Genomic DNA, 16,585 nt, shown 5'->3' on the forward strand with positions numbered 1-16,585 from the left:
ACAGGAGCACTCCGGCTCCGGTGTGGGGGTAGTTTGCCGTGTGGGAGGGGGGATGTCACAGGGCGATGCAGGTCGGGGTTTTTTGCGGGCTGGGTGTATGGCTAGAGACCGGTGGGGAGTGGGGGTTGTTCCGTTGGGGTTCCATTGACAGGTGACGAACCCGCCACAGCACTCCGCTCCGAAATTCTGGATTCCGAATCGTCGGACCGCCGCCTGCGCGGGAATGACGGTGGTGTTTGAGAATCCTCCGTCATTCCCGCGCAGGCGGGAATCCAGAATCTCAAGCCGTATACAGTAGATCGGCGAAGGTGTTTTTTAACATCCCTGCTACAGGCGATTGCCCCCTAAACCACCCGCCAAACCCCACCATCCCCCACCACAAAAACCCGCTCCCCATCCTCAGGCAACACGCCCATCGCGCCGGTAAAACTCCCAAACGCGGGCATCAGGCTCACCCGTTCGCCAATCAAAAAGCACGGCAGCCGCAGGCTCTGCCGACCTTTGCCACGCAGGCGATACGCCGGATGCACATGCCCGGCCAGTACATGGTGGGTGGCGTGGGCATCCGGTTCATGTTGCAGGGCCAGCGGGCCCACCAGTAGCGGCTCGGCGACGGTTTCAATGCCCAAATGCGCCGGGGGGTCGCCAGCGTTGCGGTCGTGGTTGCCGCGGATGAGGGTGATGTCCATGGCCACATGGCCACTGCGCCATTGCTGTAGGGCGGCCAAGGTGGCGGGGTTTTTGGCTTGACGGGCGTGGAGAAAGTCGCCAAGTACGATCAGCCGCCGGCTGGGGTAGCGGTGCAGCAGTTGGTCGAGGCGGTGGAAGTTTTCAGCGGTGGTGCCGTGGGGAACGGGTTGGCCCAGCTGGCGGTAGGTGGCGGCCTTGCCCAGGTGCAGGTCGGCGATCAGCAGCGCTTGGTAGTCGGGCCACCAGATGGCTTTGTCGGCGAGTAGCCAGAGTTCAGTTCCAGCCAGTTGCACGGGCAGATGTTCGCTCAAGGACGCTCCTTAACGGGACGGGGTCGGCCGTCTTTGCCTTGGCGCGGGGCGCGGCCTTTGCGTGGGGCGGGGCGCTCGTTGTCGATGGCGAAACGGGCGTCGGTTTCGGCTTCGTAGCCGCCAGGGCCGGCGGCTTTTTCCAGGTCTTGCACCATGCGTTTGATGCGGTCGGCGAGCTTTTCCGAGCTCAGGCTTTCACGGAAGCGTTCCACCAGCAGCGGAAAGGCCAGGGGCGTGGCGCGTTTGATCACGTGCACGTCCAGCCGCCGAGTTTGTAGGCGCTCAAGAGTTTGTTGCAGGCGCTGAACTTCCAGCTCTTGGCGCAGCACTTCCTGTTGCGCCTGGGTCAGCAACAGGTTGCTCGGGTCGTATTGCTGGAAGACGTCGAAGAACAAGGCGCTGGAGGCTTGCAGTTGTCGGGCGCTTTTGGCCGCGCCGGGGTAGCCGGAAAACACCAGCCCGGCGATGCGGGCGATTTCGCGAAAGCGGCGACGCGCCAGCTCGCCGGCGTTCAGGCTGGCGAGCACGTCGCGCAACAGGTGCTCGATGCTGAACAGCGCCGGGGTCAGGGCGTGGGCGTAGTCGATGGGGCTGGCGCACAGCAGTTCCAGGCCGTAGTCGTTAACGGCGATGGAAAAGCTCAGCGGTTGCCCTTCGGCCAGGCGCCAGGCGAGCAGGCTGGCCAGGCCCAGGTGCACGGAACGCCCGGCGAACGGGTACAGAAACAGGTGCCAGCCTTCGCGCGATTTCACCACTTCGGCGAGCAAGGTGTGGGCGGTCGGCAGCGCGGACCAGCTTTCCTGCACCGCGAGCAACGGGCGCAACAGCCGCATCTCATCGCTGGCGTATTCGCCCGCGGCGGCGGCACCGAGTTTGTCGACCACGGCGTCGGCCAGCTCGCTGGACAGCGGCATGCGCCCACCATTCCAGCGCGGCACGGCGGCTTTTTTGCCGGTGGCGCGGCGCACGTAGGCGGTCATGTTTTCCACCCGCACCAATTCCAGCAGGCGCCCGGCGAACAAGAAGCCATCGCCGGGGCGCAGGCGGGCGATGAAGCCTTCTTCGACGCTGCCCAATGAGCCGCCGCTGCCGCCTTTGGTCCAGTACTTCACGCTCAGGCTGGCATCGCTGACGATGGTGCCGATGCTCATGCGGTGGCGCCGTGCCAGGCGCGCATCGGGCACGCGCCAGCGGCCGTGGGCATCGGGCTCGGCGCGGCGGTAGTCGGGGTAGGCGGTGAGCGAGTGGCCGCCATGGCGAATAAACGCCAAGGCCCAGTCCCATTCTTCGTCGGTGAGCTGGCGGTAAGCCCAGGCGCTGCGCACTTCGGCGAGCATGGCCTCGGCCATAAAACCGCCGCCCAAGGCCATGCTGACCAGGTGTTGAACCAGCACGTCGAGGGGTTTTTCCGGCGACTGGCGCGCCTCGATTCGGCGCTCGGCCACGGTTGTTTGCGCCGCTGCCGATTCCAAGAGTTCCAGGCTATGGGTCGGCACCAGCGTGACGCGCGAAGGCCGCCCTGGCGCATGGCCGCTGCGGCCGGCACGCTGCATCAGGCGCGCCACGCCTTTCGGTGAGCCGATTTGCAGCACGCGCTCCACCGGCAGAAAGTCCACGCCCAAATCGAGGCTGGAGGTGCACACCACCGCTTTCAGCGAGCCTTGCTTGAGTGCCAGTTCCACCCAGTCGCGCACCTCGCGCGACAACGAGCCGTGGTGCAAGGCCAGCAAGCCCGCCCAGTCAGGACGCGCTTCGAGCAGCGCCTGGTACCAGATTTCCGCCTGCGACCGGGTGTTGGTGAACACCAGTGTGGTGCTGCTGCTTTCCAGCTCTTCAACCACCTGCGGCAACATGCGCAAACCCAGATGGCCGGCCCAAGGAAAGCGTTCGATGCCGGGCGGCAACAGGGTATCGACGCGCAAGGTTTTGGCCATTTTGCCTTGCACCAAACGCCCGGTCGGCATCAGCACTTCCATGGCGTGGGGTTGGTTGCCGAGGGTGGCAGACAGGCCCCAGACCATCAGTTCCGGCGTCCATTGCCGCAGGCGCGCCAGGGCCAACTGCAGCTGCACGCCGCGCTTGTTGCCGAGCAGTTCGTGCCACTCATCGACGATCACCATGCGCACGCTGGCGAAGGTTTCCCTCGCTTTCGCGCCGGTGAGCAGCAGCGTCAGGCTCTCCGGTGTGGTGATTAGGGCGCTGGGCAATTTGCGACTTTGCCGCGCGCGCTCGGCGCTGCCGGTGTCGCCGGTGCGCAGGCCCACGCTCCAGTGAATGTGCAAATCATCCAGCGGCGCCTGCAAGGCGCGCGCGGTGTCGGCGGCCAGGGCGCGCATGGGCGTAATCCACAGCACGGTCAGCGGGGCCACTGTCGGTTTTCGCGGGCGCGCGGTGGGCGCGGGTGCAGCGGGAATCTTGGCGAAGCGGTTGAGCGCGGCGAACCACACGGCATAGGTTTTCCCCGCACCGGTAGTGGCGTGCAGCAAGCCCGACTCGCCGGCTTTTACCGCAGCCCACACCTCTTTTTGAAAGGGGAAAGGTTTCCACTGACGCAGCGCGAACCAGGCGCTGGCGGGGCTGGTCATAGCAGGCCCTGCAAGGTGGCGAGTGTGTCGGCTTGGTCCACGGTTTTGTCGGTGCGCCAACGCAACATGCGCGGAAAGCGCACAGCGATGCCACTCTTGTGGCGCTTGGACAGGGCGATGCCCTCGAAGCCCAGCTCGAAGACCAGGCTGGGCGTGACGCTGCGCACCGGGCCGAATTTTTCTACCGTGGTCTTGCGGATGATGGCGTCCACTTTGCGCATTTCTTCATCGGTGAGCCCGGAATAGGCTTTGGCGAACGGCACCAGTACGCGCTCGCCGGGGCTGGCGTCGTCCCATACGGCGAAGGTGTAGTCGCTGTACAAACTGGCGCGCCGGCCATGGCCGCGTTGTGCGTAGATGAGCACGGCGTCGATGCTGAACGGGTCGATTTTCCACTTCCACCACAGGCCCATGTCCTTGGTGCGGCCGACGCCGTAGAGCGAGTCGCGGCGCTTGAGCATCATGCCTTCCACGCCCAGCTCGCGAGAGGCTTCGCGCTGGCGGGCCAGGTCGGCCCAGTCGCTGCCACGCACCTCGGGCGACAGGCGCAAACGTTCGTCGCCCATCTCTGCCACCAGCAGTTCCAAGCGCGCCCGGCGTTCATCCTGCGGGCGGCTGCGCCAGTCTTCGCCGCGCCATTCCAGCAGGTCGTAGGCAAGCAGCACCACGGGCACGTCATCGAGCAGTTTCTTGCTCAGGGTTTTACGCCCGATGCGTTGTTGCAGCAGGGCGAATGGCTGGATGCCGAAGGCTTTGTCGCTGTCGTGTTTCCACACCACCAATTCGCCGTCGACCACGGTGCCGTCGGGCAGCGCCTCGCCAAGTTCGTGCAGCTCGGGAAAGCGCTCGGTCACAAGCTCTTCGCCACGTGACCAAATCCACAGGCGACCTTCACGTTTAACCAGCTGTGCGCGAATACCATCCCACTTCCATTCCACCAGCCAATCCTCGACCGGGCCGAGCACCGTGTCGAAGTTGTCGAGTTCCTGTTGCAACGGATGGGCGAGAAAAAACGGATACGGCTGGCCGCCGCGCTGGGCGTGTTCGTCGTCGGACTCGGCGGCAATCAGCGCCTGGTAACGCGCGGCAGTGGGACGGTGCGACAAATCGGTGTAGCCCACCAACCGCTGCGCCACGCGCTTGGCGTCGATGCCGGCCAATGCCGCCAAAGCGCGGGTGACCAGCAGCTTGGAGACGCCGACGCGAAACGAGCCGGTGAGCAGTTTCAGGCTGACCATAAGGCTTTGCCGGTCGAGTTGCGCCCACAGCGGCGGCAGGCGGTCGGCCAGGGTTTCCGGCGGCAAACCGCGCAGCGGCAACAGGTGTTCTTCCAGCCACCAGGCCAAACCGTGTTCGCTGCTGTGCTCGGCTTCGGGCAGCAGCAGGGAGATGGTTTCCGCCAGGTCGCCAACCGCTTGGTAGCTTTCTTCGAACAGCCAATCGGGCAGCCCCGCCAAGCGACTGGCCAGTTCACGCAGCACGCGGGTGGGCACCACTTGGCGTGGCCGGCCGCCGGCGAGGAAATAGGTGGCCCAGGCTGCGTCGCCTGGCTCGGCCTGGGCAAAGTAATCCTGCATGGCTTGTAACTTGGCGTTGCTGGAGGTGGTGGCGTCGAGGCGCGCGTACAGCTCGGCGAAGGCTTTCATTCGGGCACCTGCGCATCGTCTTCATCGCCGTATTCGGTTTTGAAACCGCGCGCGTCGAGGCCCTGTTCGCGCAAATGCCGGACCAGCACGTTGACCTGGCCGTGGGTGACCATCACCCGTTCGGCGCCGGTTTGCTCGATGGCCCAGAGCAGGCCCGGCCAGTCGGCGTGGTCGGAGAGCACAAAGCCTCGGTCCACGCCTCGGCGCCGACGTGTGCCGCGCAGCAACATCCAGCCGCTGGCAAAGGCGTCGCTGTACTCGCCGAAGCGGCGCATCCAGGTGCTGCCGGCAGCGGAGGGCGGCGCCAGAATCAGCGCCTGGCGCAACAGCGGGTCGTTCTTGGCGATGTCGCCGGCATACAACGTGGTGGGAATGCGCACGCCGGCTTCGCGGTACACCGCGTTCAACGGCTCGACGGCGCCGTGCACGAGAATCGGCCCGATGCTGTCGTCGATGCCATGCAGAATCCGCTGCGCCTTGCCGAAGGAATAGGCGAACAACACGCTGGCGCGTCCGGCGGCGACGTTGTCGCGCCACCAGCTGTCGATACCGGCGAAAATCTCGCGCTGCGGCTGCCAGCGGTAAATCGGCAGGCCAAAAGTCGACTCGGTAATAAACGTGTGGCAAGGCACCGGCTCGAATGGCGTGCAGGTGCCGTCGGCTTCGACCTTGTAGTCGCCGGAGGCCACCCAGACTTCGCCCTGGTATTCCAACCGCACCTGCGCTGAACCCAGCACATGGCCGGCCGGGTGAAAACTCAAGGTCACGCCGTGATGATTGAGGCGCTCGCCGTAGGGCAGCGTTTGCAAGTTGATGTCTTGCCCCAGGCGCGAACGCAAAATGCCTTCGCCCGGCGCCGCCGCCAGATAGCGTTGGTTGCCGGTGCGCGCGTGGTCGCCGTGGGCGTGGGTGATGACCGAGCGCTCTACGGGGCGCCACGGGTCGATATAAAAGTCACCGGGTGGGCAATACAAGCCTTCGGGTCGAGCTATCACCAGCTCCATGCAGGCACCTTGGCGGTTTCGGTTCAGTTAAGAGGGGCACACCGGCCGATAGGTTCGCTTGGTTTCAGTGCAGCGCCTCACCCTAGCAAACACCTCGAACCATTGCCGCGCCGGCTCAGTCCATTTTTTATGGAGGAGCCGAACCATGGGCATGTTCCGGGTAAAACTGACTGAACACGATGCGCGCAGCCGCCTCACGCCGGTGCACGAAAACATGGCCGTACAGCGGCGCTTATGGCTGCTCGAACGCCTCGGCCTGGTGGCCATGACCGTGCTGGTGCTGCTGACATTGTTGGGCCTGTTTTCCAAAGGCCTGTTAAGCAGCCGCCAGGCCAGCGCCGGCCAGGATCAGGTGGCCGTGAGTTACGAACGCTTCCTGCGCAACGGCGCCACTTCCGTGATTGTTGTGGACCTGCGCGGCGCGCCAAACGCCGACCTACCGCTGCGCATCGAGGGCGAACTGCTCGATGGCCTGACCGTAGAGAGCATCACGCCCCCGGCGAAAAACGCCGCCACCTTCGACAAAACCGGCATGCAGCTGGCGCTTCGCGCTGACGCTGGCGGTCAGGTGCGGGTGCACTTGGCCGTGCGCTCTGACGGCGTCGGCGCCTATCGCTCGGTGGTGCGTGGGCCGGGCGGCAGCGTGACGCTCAACCAGTTTATCTACCCCTGATTCGAGGCCTTTATGGACGCTGTATTACGCGCCGCCGGTATCTACTTTGCGCTGCTGATAATCCTGCGATTCGCCGGGCGGCGTTCGTTGTCGGAACTGACGATCTTCGATTTCATCTTGCTGCTGATCATCAGCGAAGCCACGCAGCAGGCGCTGCTGGGCGACGACTTTTCCTTCACTAACGCTGCTTTGGTGATCGTCACGCTGGTGACCATCGACGTGGTGTTGTCGCGGCTGAAATACCGCTGGCCGTCGTTTGATTTATGGATGGAGGGCTCGCCTACCATCGTCGTGGAAAACGGCGTGCCGCTACAGAGCCGCCTGCGCGCCATGCACCTGCGTGAAGACGACATTCTCGAAGCCGCGCGGGAAAAGCAGGGGCTGGTGAGCTTGCAGCAGATCAAGTTCGCGATAGTGGAGAAGAACGGCAAGATTTCGATCATTCCGGTGGAGTCTTGAAAAGCACCTCCGCCGGCCCCCCTGTGGGAGCGGCTTTAGCCGCGATTGGCCTGACCTGCAATCGCCGTTTCCAGCAATGACCAAAAAAGCATCGCGGCTAAAGCCGCTCCCACAGGGTCGGTGGAAGCGGTTTGATGCCGATGCCGGCCAGCACCGGAGCTCTACTGTGGGAGCGGCTTTAGCCGCGATTGGTCTGACCTGCAATTGCCATCCCCAGACTCGACCGAAAGCCCCACGCCCCTCATCGTAAAAGTTGAACGGCCAGCGCGCCGCATCAGTCGACCCTACTCGATCAACTGACCGGAGCGAACCGATGAAAGAGTACCCAACGCCCCCATTCCCTTCGCAAAAACAAGCCGTGCCAGGCAGCCAGACCCGTATGGAGCCGTACCCCGATTGCGGCGAGCAGAGCTACACCGGCCACCATCGCTTAGCCAATAAAATTGCGCTGATCACCGGCGCCGACAGCGGCATTGGCCGCGCCGTCGCCATCGCCTTCGCCCGTGAAGGCGCGGACGTGGCAATCGCTTACCTGGACGAGCATGAAGACGCCAAGGAAACCGCGCGTTGGGTCGAGCAGGCTGGGCGTCAGTGCCTGTTGCTGCCGGGCGACATCGCCGACAAAAACGTCTGCGAACAGTTGGTGGCCAAGACGGTGGAAACGTTTGGCCGGATCGACGTGTTGGTCAACAACGCCGCGTTTCAAATGACCCACAGTGACTTGGCCGATATCCCCGATGAAGAGTGGGTACGCACCTTCGATATCAACATCACGGCCATGTTTCGCATCTGCAAAGCCGCCGTGCCGCACATGGCGCCGGGCAGCTCGATCATCAACACCAGCTCGGTCAATTCCGACACACCGAAGCCGACCTTGCTCGCCTATGCCACCACCAAAGGCGCCATCGCTAACTTCACTGCCGGCCTGGCGCAGTTGTTGGGCGAGAAGGGCATCCGCGTGAATTCGGTGGCGCCGGGGCCGATCTGGACGCCGTTGATTGTCTCGACCATGACCGAAGAAGACATCACCAGCTTTGGCTCGCAAACCCCGTTGGGTCGGCCTGGGCAGCCGGTGGAAGTGGCGCCGATTTATGTGCTGTTGGCTTCGGATGAAGGCAGCTACATTTCCGGCACGCGCTATGGGGTAACGGGCGGAAAGCCGATTTTGTAACGCTGGCTCGTTGGGCTTCGTTTCAAGCGAAGCCCAGCACTCACGTTGCTTAAGCCCCTTGTCCCCAATTCATTTCCAGCCCGCCATCCACGACAAAATTCTGCCCGGTGATATACGCCGAATCCGGTCCGATCAGAAACAGCGCCATCTCGGCGATTTCCTCCGGGCGGCCGGGCCGTTTGAAGGGAATATTCGGCAGCTCTTTGGCGCGGGTTTGCGGGTCTTCCAGGCGCTTGTGGGTCATCGGCGTGTCGATCATGCCGGGCGCCACGGCGTTGACGTTGATGCCCATCGGCGCGAGTTCCAACGCCAGGCTGCGGGTCATGGTCAGCAGGCCGCCTTTGGCTGCGCCATAGGGCACGTTGCCCGGGCTGGGGATGGAGTCGTGCACCGAAGTGATGTTGAGGATTTTCCCGCCACCGCCGGCTTTGTCCCGCAGACGCACAAATTCGCGGCTGCACAGGAACGGCCCGCGCAGGTCGGTGCGGATGGTTTTATCGAAGTCCTCGGCGGTCAGCTCGATAAAGGCTTTGCTCATGCCAATGCCGGCGTTGTTGACCAAAACGGTCGGCGTGCCGAGCTCGGCGGTGACGGCGTTGAACAGCTCGACCACGCTGGTTTCATCGCCGACATCGACCTGGCGCATCAGCGCGCGATTGCCGCGCCGTTTAACGTCATCAAGGGTTGATTGCGCGCCTTCTTGGTCGCTGTGGTAGGTGATCACCACGTCGGCGCCTTCTCGGGCGAAGGCCATCGCCATGGCGCGGCCCATGCCCGAGTCCGAGCCGGTGACGATAACGATTTGTCCGCTCAGTGTGTTCATTAGCCAATCCTCTTTTCAGTGCGCCGCTGGCGCGTGGCAGTCCAGACGCAGCACCGCGCCGGGGGTCAGCGTTTCGCTACCGCCGGGGTGACAGACGTCCAATGGCTCGGCGTTTTCCGCCAGGTGCAGGCTCAGCACCTTGTCGCGCAATTGCACGCGCAAGTAGCGGCCTTGAAAGGTGAAGCCCATCTGCACGCCGTCAAGCGCGGGCGGCGCGGCGGGGAATATGCGCAGGCATTCGGCGGTGGGGTGCAGGCCCAGGTAATGACGCTGCAATACGTCCAGCGAACCGGCCATGGCGCCCAGGTGCACGCCTTCCAGGGTGCCGCTGTCGGCTGGCGCGTCGAGGTCGGTGCGCAGGCAATCGCACCAACTGTCCCACGAGGCTTGCGGGTTCAAGTGAGCCAGCGCGCCGGCACACACCAGTTTCGACAGGCTCGATTCGTGGCTCAGTCGCGCCAGATGGAAGTCGGCGGTGCGGCGCATGGCGGGCACGTCGAAGTGATAGCCAAGGTGTTCACACAGGTCGCTGAGCTCGGCTGGCGGGAATAGATGAAACAAGGCGAGCACGTCGGCCTGCTTGCTGACTTGGTAGCACTCGCAGCAGTCGTTGCGCGCTTCGAGCATCCAGTCCAGACGCGGGTGCTCGGTGGTCATCCATTCCCTCGGCACCGGTTGCAGGTGCTCGTAGCCGTCGAACTGGTTGAGCACGCCGTCGGGTAGAAAGGGTAGATACATCCGTGAACCGATATGGCGCCAGTGTGCGACTTCGCTGTCTTTGAGCTGAAGCCGGCTGCGCAACGCAGCTTCCAGTTCGGCTGGCAGACAGCGCAATAAATCCACGGCCCGGTGCAGCACCCAGGCAGCCATGAGGTTGGTGTAGGCGTTGTTGTTCAAACCCGGCTGGCCGGTGTGCGGGTAGCCCGTGTGGTATTCGTCGGGACCGATCACGCCATTGATGACAAAGCGCTCCAGGGTTTCGTCGTAGCTGACCAGGCTGGCCCAGCAGCGGGCGATTTCCAGCACCATTTCGCCGCCCCAGTCGGCCAGAAATTCCTTCTCGCCGCTGATTTGATAGTGCTGCCACACGCCGTACACCACGGCGGCACCGATGTGCCGTTGCAGGTAAGTGTGGTCGGCCATCCAGCGTCCCGATAGCGGGTTGTAGTTGAACGGCGGCGTTTGTTCACGGCCGCTGCGGGCGCTGCGCCAGGGGAACAGGGCGCCTTCAAGGCCGGCCTGACGCGCGTTCTCGCGGGCGGCATCGAGGCGCCGATAGCGGTAGCGCAACATGCTCAGCGTGATGGCGGGCAGGCGGCTCGAAAGAAACGAGTAGGCGAACAATTCGTCCCAGAAAATCTGCCCGAAATAGCCTTCATGCCAGCCGCGCGAGGGGAAGCTTTGGTCGCGCTCGGCACTCAGCGGCGAGGCGGCTTGCAGCACATGCCAGGCGCCCAGGCGCAGCGGCGTGTCGAGTACGGTGTCGTCCAGCTGCACATCGGCGGCGCGCCAGAGTGTTTCCCAGGCGCGCTGATGCGCTGAGCGCAAGCTGGCGAACGGCGCGGTGGGCAGTTCCGCCGTGCCAGCCGGAATCTCGTCATCCACCAGCACCCGAACGCGTTTCTCCAGGGTGACGCGGGTGCCGGGTTGCTCGATCACGCTGTGCTGCACCAGCCGCTCGCCGTCGATGTGACTATGCCAATTCAGCGGCTCGTCACTGCGCAGCTGGTAAGCGACTAGCACCTCACCGATGCCAGAAAGTAACGGCGCGCGCACCTGCGCATGGCCATCGGCGCGGTGGGTAAAGGTGCCCGGTCGCAAGCGCGTGCCTTCATACGGATGACTGCCGCTGACCAGGCTGTTGCTGACGCCGCCGTCCAACAGCGAACGAACGTGCAACGGCGGCAGCGGCTGGTCGCTGCTGAGCGTCCAGCGCAGCAAGGCGAGCGTCGGCTCGGCCATGCTCACCAGGCGTTCTTCATGCAGCTGAATGTGTCGCTCGCCCAAGCGAAAACTTAACGTGCGATTGAGCTGCGCGGCACGCAGGTCGAGGTGCTGTTGATAGTCCAGCGCCTCGCCGGTGAACCACTGCTCGCCGTCCAGCGAAACGCTCAGGCCGAAGGGGTCGGGCAGGTTAACGAGCGCTTCCAGAGTCTGCGTTACACCATTGACCGAGCGCGGCGCGGCGTCGTACCAGCCGGCGCGGTAAAGGCCGGCGTAGCGCATACCCGGCGCGCCGCCGAACGCTGCCTCCGGCGCGCTGGAACGCCAGGTCAGCACGCCGTTGCCAAGGGTGAACAGGGCTTCGCGGCGACGTTCATCGTGGGGGTCGAACGCGGCGAAGGCGAGCATCGCGCCGCCACAGTGGTCAATCATTGAGCAGTTCCCGCGCCTGGAAAAACCGCTGGCCCGCCAGCGCTTCCAAGTGTTCGCGGTCGGCATAGGCCTCTTGCGAGCCGTAACCGGTGACCGCCTGTTGCGCGGCGGCCACGGCCCACGCCACGGTTTCCAATGGCGCCAGGCCTTCGAGCCATGTGATGGCCAGCACGGCGGTAAAGGCGTCGCCGGCGCCGGTGCTGTCGACCACGTTGACTTCGGCGGCCGGCACATAGAAAACCCGTTGCTCGTGGGCCATGACGGCACCGCCATCGGCAAGTTTGATGCAGGCCAATTTCACTCCGCGTGCGCACAGTTCACGGGCGGCGTAGGCGAGGGCTTCAAGCTCGTTCAGTTCGCCAGGTTCCAGGCCCAACAGCGCGGCCACTTCTTCGCAATTGGGGGTAATGGCGGTCAGGCCGTGGAGCAGGGCAGGCGGCACACGGTCGGGAAAGGACGGGTCGAGGATCACGGGAATGTGCAGTCGGTGTGCCTGCTGCACGACGTGCTCGACCACCCAAGTGGGCACTTCGCAATCGACCACCAGACAGGCAGGTGCCGCCAGCCCATTGAGCGGCTCGAGTGCCACGTCGAGGGCGGCCGGGTCCCATTCATCATTGGCATTGGCGGCCAGCACGATCTGCTTCTTGCCATCGGGCGGCACCACAATCATCGACACGGCGGTCGGTTCTGTATGGGAACGGCTGACACCGCTCAGCTCGACTCCGGCCGCGCGCAACGGCGCCAGGGCTTGTTCGGCCAGGTCATCGTTGCCCACGCGGCCCAGTAATACGCTGCGATGACCGAACAGGGCACCGATGTACGCCGTGTTGGCGGCCTTGCCCCCCGGCCGCCTTGCAAAGCCGGTGGCCAGTTGCGTTTCGACGTCGCTCAGGGCGTCGTTCACGCGCAATTGGAAGTCCGCGTTAATGCTGCCCAGCGATACCAACGTGCCTGCCATGGGGTTCTCCGCTGCGGGTGGTAGTGGATTGCTTGCTAAGCAGATGACCCGCCCCGGTCGGCTGGAGTTCGTTGAGTTTCGTCACAGCCTGTCAGCGTTTGAGCGTGATCCAGGTGGGGGCGTGGTCGCTGGCGTGTTCCTGATCGCGCACCCAGCGGTCGACGTTGGCGTCGACCAAACGCTTGGCCAGCGGTTTGCTCAGCAGCAGGTGGTCGATACGCAAACCGCTGTTGCGTTGCCAGTGTTGACGGAAGTAATCCCAGAAGGTGTAGATCGGCTCATCGGGGTGGCGCTCGCGCAGCGAGTCGGTCCAACCCTGGGCGAGCAGGCGTTGGTAACACTCGCGAGTTTCCGGCTGCAGCAACGCGTCCTTGCGCCAGGATTTGGGGTTGTAGATATCGAAGTCGGTGGGCACCACATTGAAGTCGCCGGCCAGCACCACGGGGTGACCGTTGTCGACCAAGCCTTCGGCATGGGTGATCAAACGCTCGAACCAGGCCAGTTTGTAGTCGAACTTCGGCCCCGGTTGCGGGTTGCCGTTGGGCAAGTACAGGCAGCCGACCACCACGCCATGAGCCGCCGCTTCCAGGTAGCGGCTCTGGGTGTCGTCGGGGTCGCCGGGCAGCTCGTTGCGGATTTCCAATGGCTCCATGCCCTTGGCCAGAATCGCCACGCCGTTCCACGCGGGCTGGCCTTTCCAGATCACGCCGTAACCGGCTTCGCGTATCGCGCTGGCGGGAAACTTTTGCTGCGCGGCTTTCAGCTCTTGCAAGCAAACGATGTCGGGCGCCTCGCGCTGCAGCCAGGCCAGCAATGCCGACAGGCGTGTGTTGATGCCGTTGACGTTGAAGGTGGCGATGCGCAGCGTGTCGGCGGCGGCGGATTTCTTGGCCATAAGGTCTCGTTTTTACCCGGTGGATCAGGGCCGCAAAATCACCTTGCGGCATTCGTCGTCGGCTTTGTCGAAAATCTTGTAGCCCTCGGCCGCATCGGACAGGTTCATGCGATGGCTGATGATGATTTCCGGGTGCAGCTCGCCGCGTTGAATGTGTTCGAGCAAGGTCGGCAGGGTGCCATGCACATGGGTCTGGCCCATTTTGAAGGTGAGCCCTTTGTCGAAGGCATCGCCAAACAGGAAACCGTGAATAAAGCCGGCATATACGCCCGGCACACTCACCGTACCGCCACGGCGAACAGCGGCGATGCATTGACGTAACGCCTTGCCGCTGCTGCCTTCTATTTTCAGGGTGGAGAGCACGGTTTCGGTGGTGCTGCCCTTGGCTTCGAAGCCCACGGCGTCGATCACTGCGTCCACGCCACGGTGGCCGGCCGTTTGCTCGATGATGGCGGCCGCCGGGTCGTCGACGTCGCGGAAGTTGATGGGTATCGCGCCGTAGGTGCGCATGGCGTAGTCGAGGCGATAGGGGTGCTGGTCGACAATGAAAATCTGCTCGGCGCCGAGCAGTCGCGCGCAAGCCGCCGACATCAAGCCGACCGGCCCGGCGCCGTAAATGGCGACGCTGCTGCCTGGTTTTATCCCCGCGTTTACGGCGGCCTGGTAGCCGGTGGGCAGAATATCGGTCAGGAACAGCACGCGTTCGTCGTCGAGTTCATCCGGCACTTTGAACGGCCCGGCGTTGGCCTTCGGCACGCGCACCAGTTCGGCCTGACCGCCCGGCATGCCGCCATACAAATGGCTGTAGCCGAACAACGCTGCGCCCGAGGGAATCTGCTTTTTATTAAGGATGGCGCCACGGTCCGGGTTGGTGGTTTCGCAGGCCGCGTGCAGGTTCATGTCGCAGAAGAAGCAGCTGCCGCAGGCAATCACAAACGGCACGATGACGCGGTCGCCTTTGGCCACGGCAGTCACCGCGCTGCCAACTTCTTCGACGATGCCCATGAATTCATGGCCGAAAATGTCGCCGTGTTTAACGGCAGGAATCTTGCCGCGATACAGGTGCAAGTCCGAGCCGCAGATGGCGGTGGCGGTCACCCGCAGAATGATGTCGTCTGGCTCTTGAATGATGGGGTCGGGTACGTTGTCGACCTTGACGTTATGGCTTCCGTGATAGGTCAGTGCGCGCATGGGAATGGTCTCCTGATGCTGGGCAAAAAAATCCCGGCGCCTTACGGAGCCGGGCAAGTCTATCGCTGAGGGAAATCGTGCTGCGACGCTTAGGCCGACATGGCCGCATTGAGATGCGGACGCATGTGAGCCAGTGGACGCTGGGACAGGCGCTTGGCCTTGGTGACGTGGATCGGGCCTTCATAGGTGGGCAGGCGTTGCCACACCCAATGAGCACCGGCGCCTTTCCAGCACAGCTCGCCAGAGGCCAGCTTCATGTCGCGCTGAATGTCGCGCACCACGTCTTTGATTTTGGCTTCGTTGAATACCGCTTCGCTGGCAATCACCTTGGTGATCTGTTGCTCGCCGCACTGCAAATTCAGCAGCAGCGTACCGTCCGGGCGAGGGGTTACGGCCACTTGTTGGTCTGGGAAGGATTGGAAGAGGTAGTTGATCGCCAGTTGCATTGTTTGTGCTCTCCGATTTTTGTTTGAGATGCAAACAAGAGAGCAGCAGACGTGCCAATTTTTATCTGGGATGAAAGTCTTTAAAAATCAGGTAGTTAGCTTCTGCTGATATCACCGTAGTATTTGCAGACTGCATGGTGAGGCGGGGGGGCGATTGCAAACTGCAAGTTCGATATCAGCCCGAAGCGCCCATTGCAGGCGCTCGGGGGGCAATGCTCAGGCGCGTTTCAGGCCTTCGCTGGCAATTTCGTGGCGAGCAGCCTGGAGCAATTCAGCGTCGACGTTCAGACGGTGAATCACGTTAAGCAGCTGCTGTTTCAGCAATTGATCGTTACTCGCCTCGGCGGCCCGCATCATGGCGATGGCGGCGGTTTGGTTGTTGGCGGCAACGTGGTCGAGGGTTTTGCACAGGTTACGGATGGTGCGATTCACAAGCCTTACTCCTGAATTCGAGGCTGCACTGTAGGGCGGCGATATTGCGATTTGATGGCTGGCTGACGACGGTTTGGTTCCGTTATCCGCCAGCTGTTGCCTCATTGACCCAGGCCGCTGAGCTTTGGTTGCAAGAATAAATCGCCGCTGTGCTTGCCTTACCGCGCGGCCTCGCCAAGCCCGGCGTAACTGGACAACAACACCTCGCCCAGAAGCGGATGCGGCGCTTCTACGCGTTCTTTGAGTTTGTCGGCGAAGTGCATGGCCGAATCCTGGTCGGAAAAGGAAATGGCCATGTTGCCGGTGGTGACCATCCAGGTTTCACGGTTAGCGGTCGTCTGTTTTTGTACTGCGATGTCCATGTTCGCCTCCTGCGGCTGGGTTTCAGCCGGTCAAAAAAAATGCCAACCCAGGGTCGGCAAATTATCGAGCACACACGCAATAAGCTGCGTGGAAGTAGGGTGAACCGGCTTTATGACGACTTGATGATGCTCAGGCGCCGTTCGGCAGTTTGGCGATGACTTTGATTTCAAAGTCGAAACCGTACAGCCAGGTCACGCCCACGCAGGTGATATTCGGGAACGGTGCTTCGCCCCAGAACTCGGGCACCACGGTCCAGATGGCTTCGAATTTTTCCTGCGGGTCGACGATAAAGACCGTTACGTCCACCACATCGTCGAAGGTGCACTCGGCTGCGGCGAGCACGGCGTTGAGGTTACGGAAAGCGGTACGCACCTGGGTGAGCAGGTCCGGTTCCGGCGAGCCGTCTTCGCGGCTGCCGACCTGGCCGGAAACGAACAGAAAACCATTGGAGCGAACGGCCGGCGAGTAGCGGTTGATGTCGTATAGCGCCTGGCGGCCTTCGGGGAAAACGACGTCGCGGTTGTTCATGGCAAAGCCTCGTATCAGTGGATGTGCGGCA

General features: G+C 63.2%; 16 protein-coding genes. 3 read left to right on the plus strand and 13 right to left on the minus strand.

Features of this window, described 5'->3' with window-relative positions; genetic code table 11:
* Positions 1-344: 344 nt before the first annotated feature.
* From pdeM to ACZZZU_RS02125, 4 genes are read right to left on the minus strand one after another with little or no spacing between them, the layout of a single operon-like run.
* Positions 345-1,001: a ligase-associated DNA damage response endonuclease PdeM gene (gene pdeM, locus ACZZZU_RS02110; protein ID WP_463549575.1), complete on the minus strand. Its 657-nt coding sequence runs from the start codon at positions 999-1,001 to the stop codon at positions 345-347.
* Positions 998-3,586 (minus strand): ligase-associated DNA damage response DEXH box helicase, encoded by a 2,589-nt coding sequence (locus tag ACZZZU_RS02115; RefSeq protein WP_463549576.1) that lies wholly within the window; start codon positions 3,584-3,586, stop codon positions 998-1,000. Before ACZZZU_RS02115 ends, pdeM begins: the two co-directional genes overlap by 4 nt.
* Complete coding sequence (locus ACZZZU_RS02120) at positions 3,583-5,232, minus strand: ATP-dependent DNA ligase (protein WP_463549577.1); 1,650 nt, start codon at positions 5,230-5,232, stop codon at positions 3,583-3,585. Before ACZZZU_RS02120 ends, ACZZZU_RS02115 begins: the two co-directional genes overlap by 4 nt.
* Entirely contained in the window at positions 5,229-6,236 is a 1,008-nt protein-coding gene (locus ACZZZU_RS02125) for a ligase-associated DNA damage response exonuclease (protein ID WP_463549578.1), read from the minus strand. The genes ACZZZU_RS02120 and ACZZZU_RS02125 overlap by 4 nt, the downstream gene beginning before the upstream one ends.
* 145 nt (positions 6,237-6,381) lie before the next feature.
* Here ACZZZU_RS02125 and ACZZZU_RS02130 point away from each other — a divergent pair, with 145 nt between their 5' ends.
* The 3 genes from ACZZZU_RS02130 (at position 6,382) to ACZZZU_RS02140 (ending at position 8,539) form a co-directional block, all read left to right on the plus strand.
* Positions 6,382-6,909, plus strand: coding sequence for a hypothetical protein (locus tag ACZZZU_RS02130; RefSeq protein ID WP_122495785.1), 528 nt, complete (start codon positions 6,382-6,384; stop codon positions 6,907-6,909).
* Between the two features lie 12 nt (positions 6,910-6,921).
* Entirely contained in the window at positions 6,922-7,368 is a 447-nt protein-coding gene (locus tag ACZZZU_RS02135) for a DUF421 domain-containing protein (protein ID WP_463549579.1), read from the plus strand.
* A 313-nt stretch (positions 7,369-7,681) separates the two neighbouring features.
* Entirely contained in the window at positions 7,682-8,539 is an 858-nt protein-coding gene (locus tag ACZZZU_RS02140; protein ID WP_463382841.1) for an SDR family oxidoreductase, read from the plus strand.
* Positions 8,540-8,588: 49 nt separating this feature from the next.
* Here the strand turns inward: ACZZZU_RS02140 and ACZZZU_RS02145 are convergent, their stop codons facing one another.
* The 9 genes from ACZZZU_RS02145 to ACZZZU_RS02185 form a co-directional block, all read right to left on the minus strand.
* The gene (locus ACZZZU_RS02145) at positions 8,589-9,362 is read right to left on the minus strand and encodes an SDR family oxidoreductase (RefSeq protein ID WP_463549580.1); all 774 of its coding nucleotides are present in this window, start codon (positions 9,360-9,362) and stop codon (positions 8,589-8,591) included.
* Between the two features lie 15 nt (positions 9,363-9,377).
* Positions 9,378-11,738 (minus strand): glycosyl hydrolase family 65 domain-containing protein, encoded by a 2,361-nt coding sequence (locus ACZZZU_RS02150; RefSeq protein WP_463549581.1) that lies wholly within the window; start codon positions 11,736-11,738, stop codon positions 9,378-9,380.
* A complete protein-coding gene (locus ACZZZU_RS02155) occupies positions 11,731-12,699 on the minus strand; it encodes a PfkB family carbohydrate kinase (protein WP_463549582.1) in 969 nt (322 codons plus the stop codon). Before ACZZZU_RS02155 ends, ACZZZU_RS02150 begins: the two co-directional genes overlap by 8 nt.
* 91 nt (positions 12,700-12,790) lie before the next feature.
* A complete protein-coding gene (locus ACZZZU_RS02160; protein WP_463549583.1) occupies positions 12,791-13,594 on the minus strand; it encodes an exodeoxyribonuclease III in 804 nt (267 codons plus the stop codon).
* A 24-nt stretch (positions 13,595-13,618) separates the two neighbouring features.
* Positions 13,619-14,785: a zinc-dependent alcohol dehydrogenase gene (locus tag ACZZZU_RS02165; protein ID WP_122495798.1), complete on the minus strand. Its 1,167-nt coding sequence runs from the start codon at positions 14,783-14,785 to the stop codon at positions 13,619-13,621.
* An 89-nt stretch (positions 14,786-14,874) separates the two neighbouring features.
* Positions 14,875-15,231, minus strand: coding sequence for a DUF3509 domain-containing protein (locus ACZZZU_RS02170; RefSeq protein WP_122450971.1), 357 nt, complete (start codon positions 15,229-15,231; stop codon positions 14,875-14,877).
* A gap of 216 nt (positions 15,232-15,447) precedes the next feature.
* A complete protein-coding gene (locus ACZZZU_RS02175; RefSeq protein WP_122495799.1) occupies positions 15,448-15,663 on the minus strand; it encodes a hypothetical protein in 216 nt (71 codons plus the stop codon).
* Between the two features lie 158 nt (positions 15,664-15,821).
* On the minus strand, positions 15,822-16,025 hold the full coding sequence (locus ACZZZU_RS02180; protein WP_463549584.1) for a hypothetical protein: 204 nt from the start codon (positions 16,023-16,025) through the stop codon (positions 15,822-15,824).
* A gap of 130 nt (positions 16,026-16,155) precedes the next feature.
* Complete coding sequence (locus tag ACZZZU_RS02185) at positions 16,156-16,554, minus strand: RidA family protein (RefSeq protein WP_463549585.1); 399 nt, start codon at positions 16,552-16,554, stop codon at positions 16,156-16,158.
* Positions 16,555-16,585 lie beyond the last annotated feature (31 nt).

This window comes from Pseudomonas sp. AC136 (assembly GCF_979258585.1).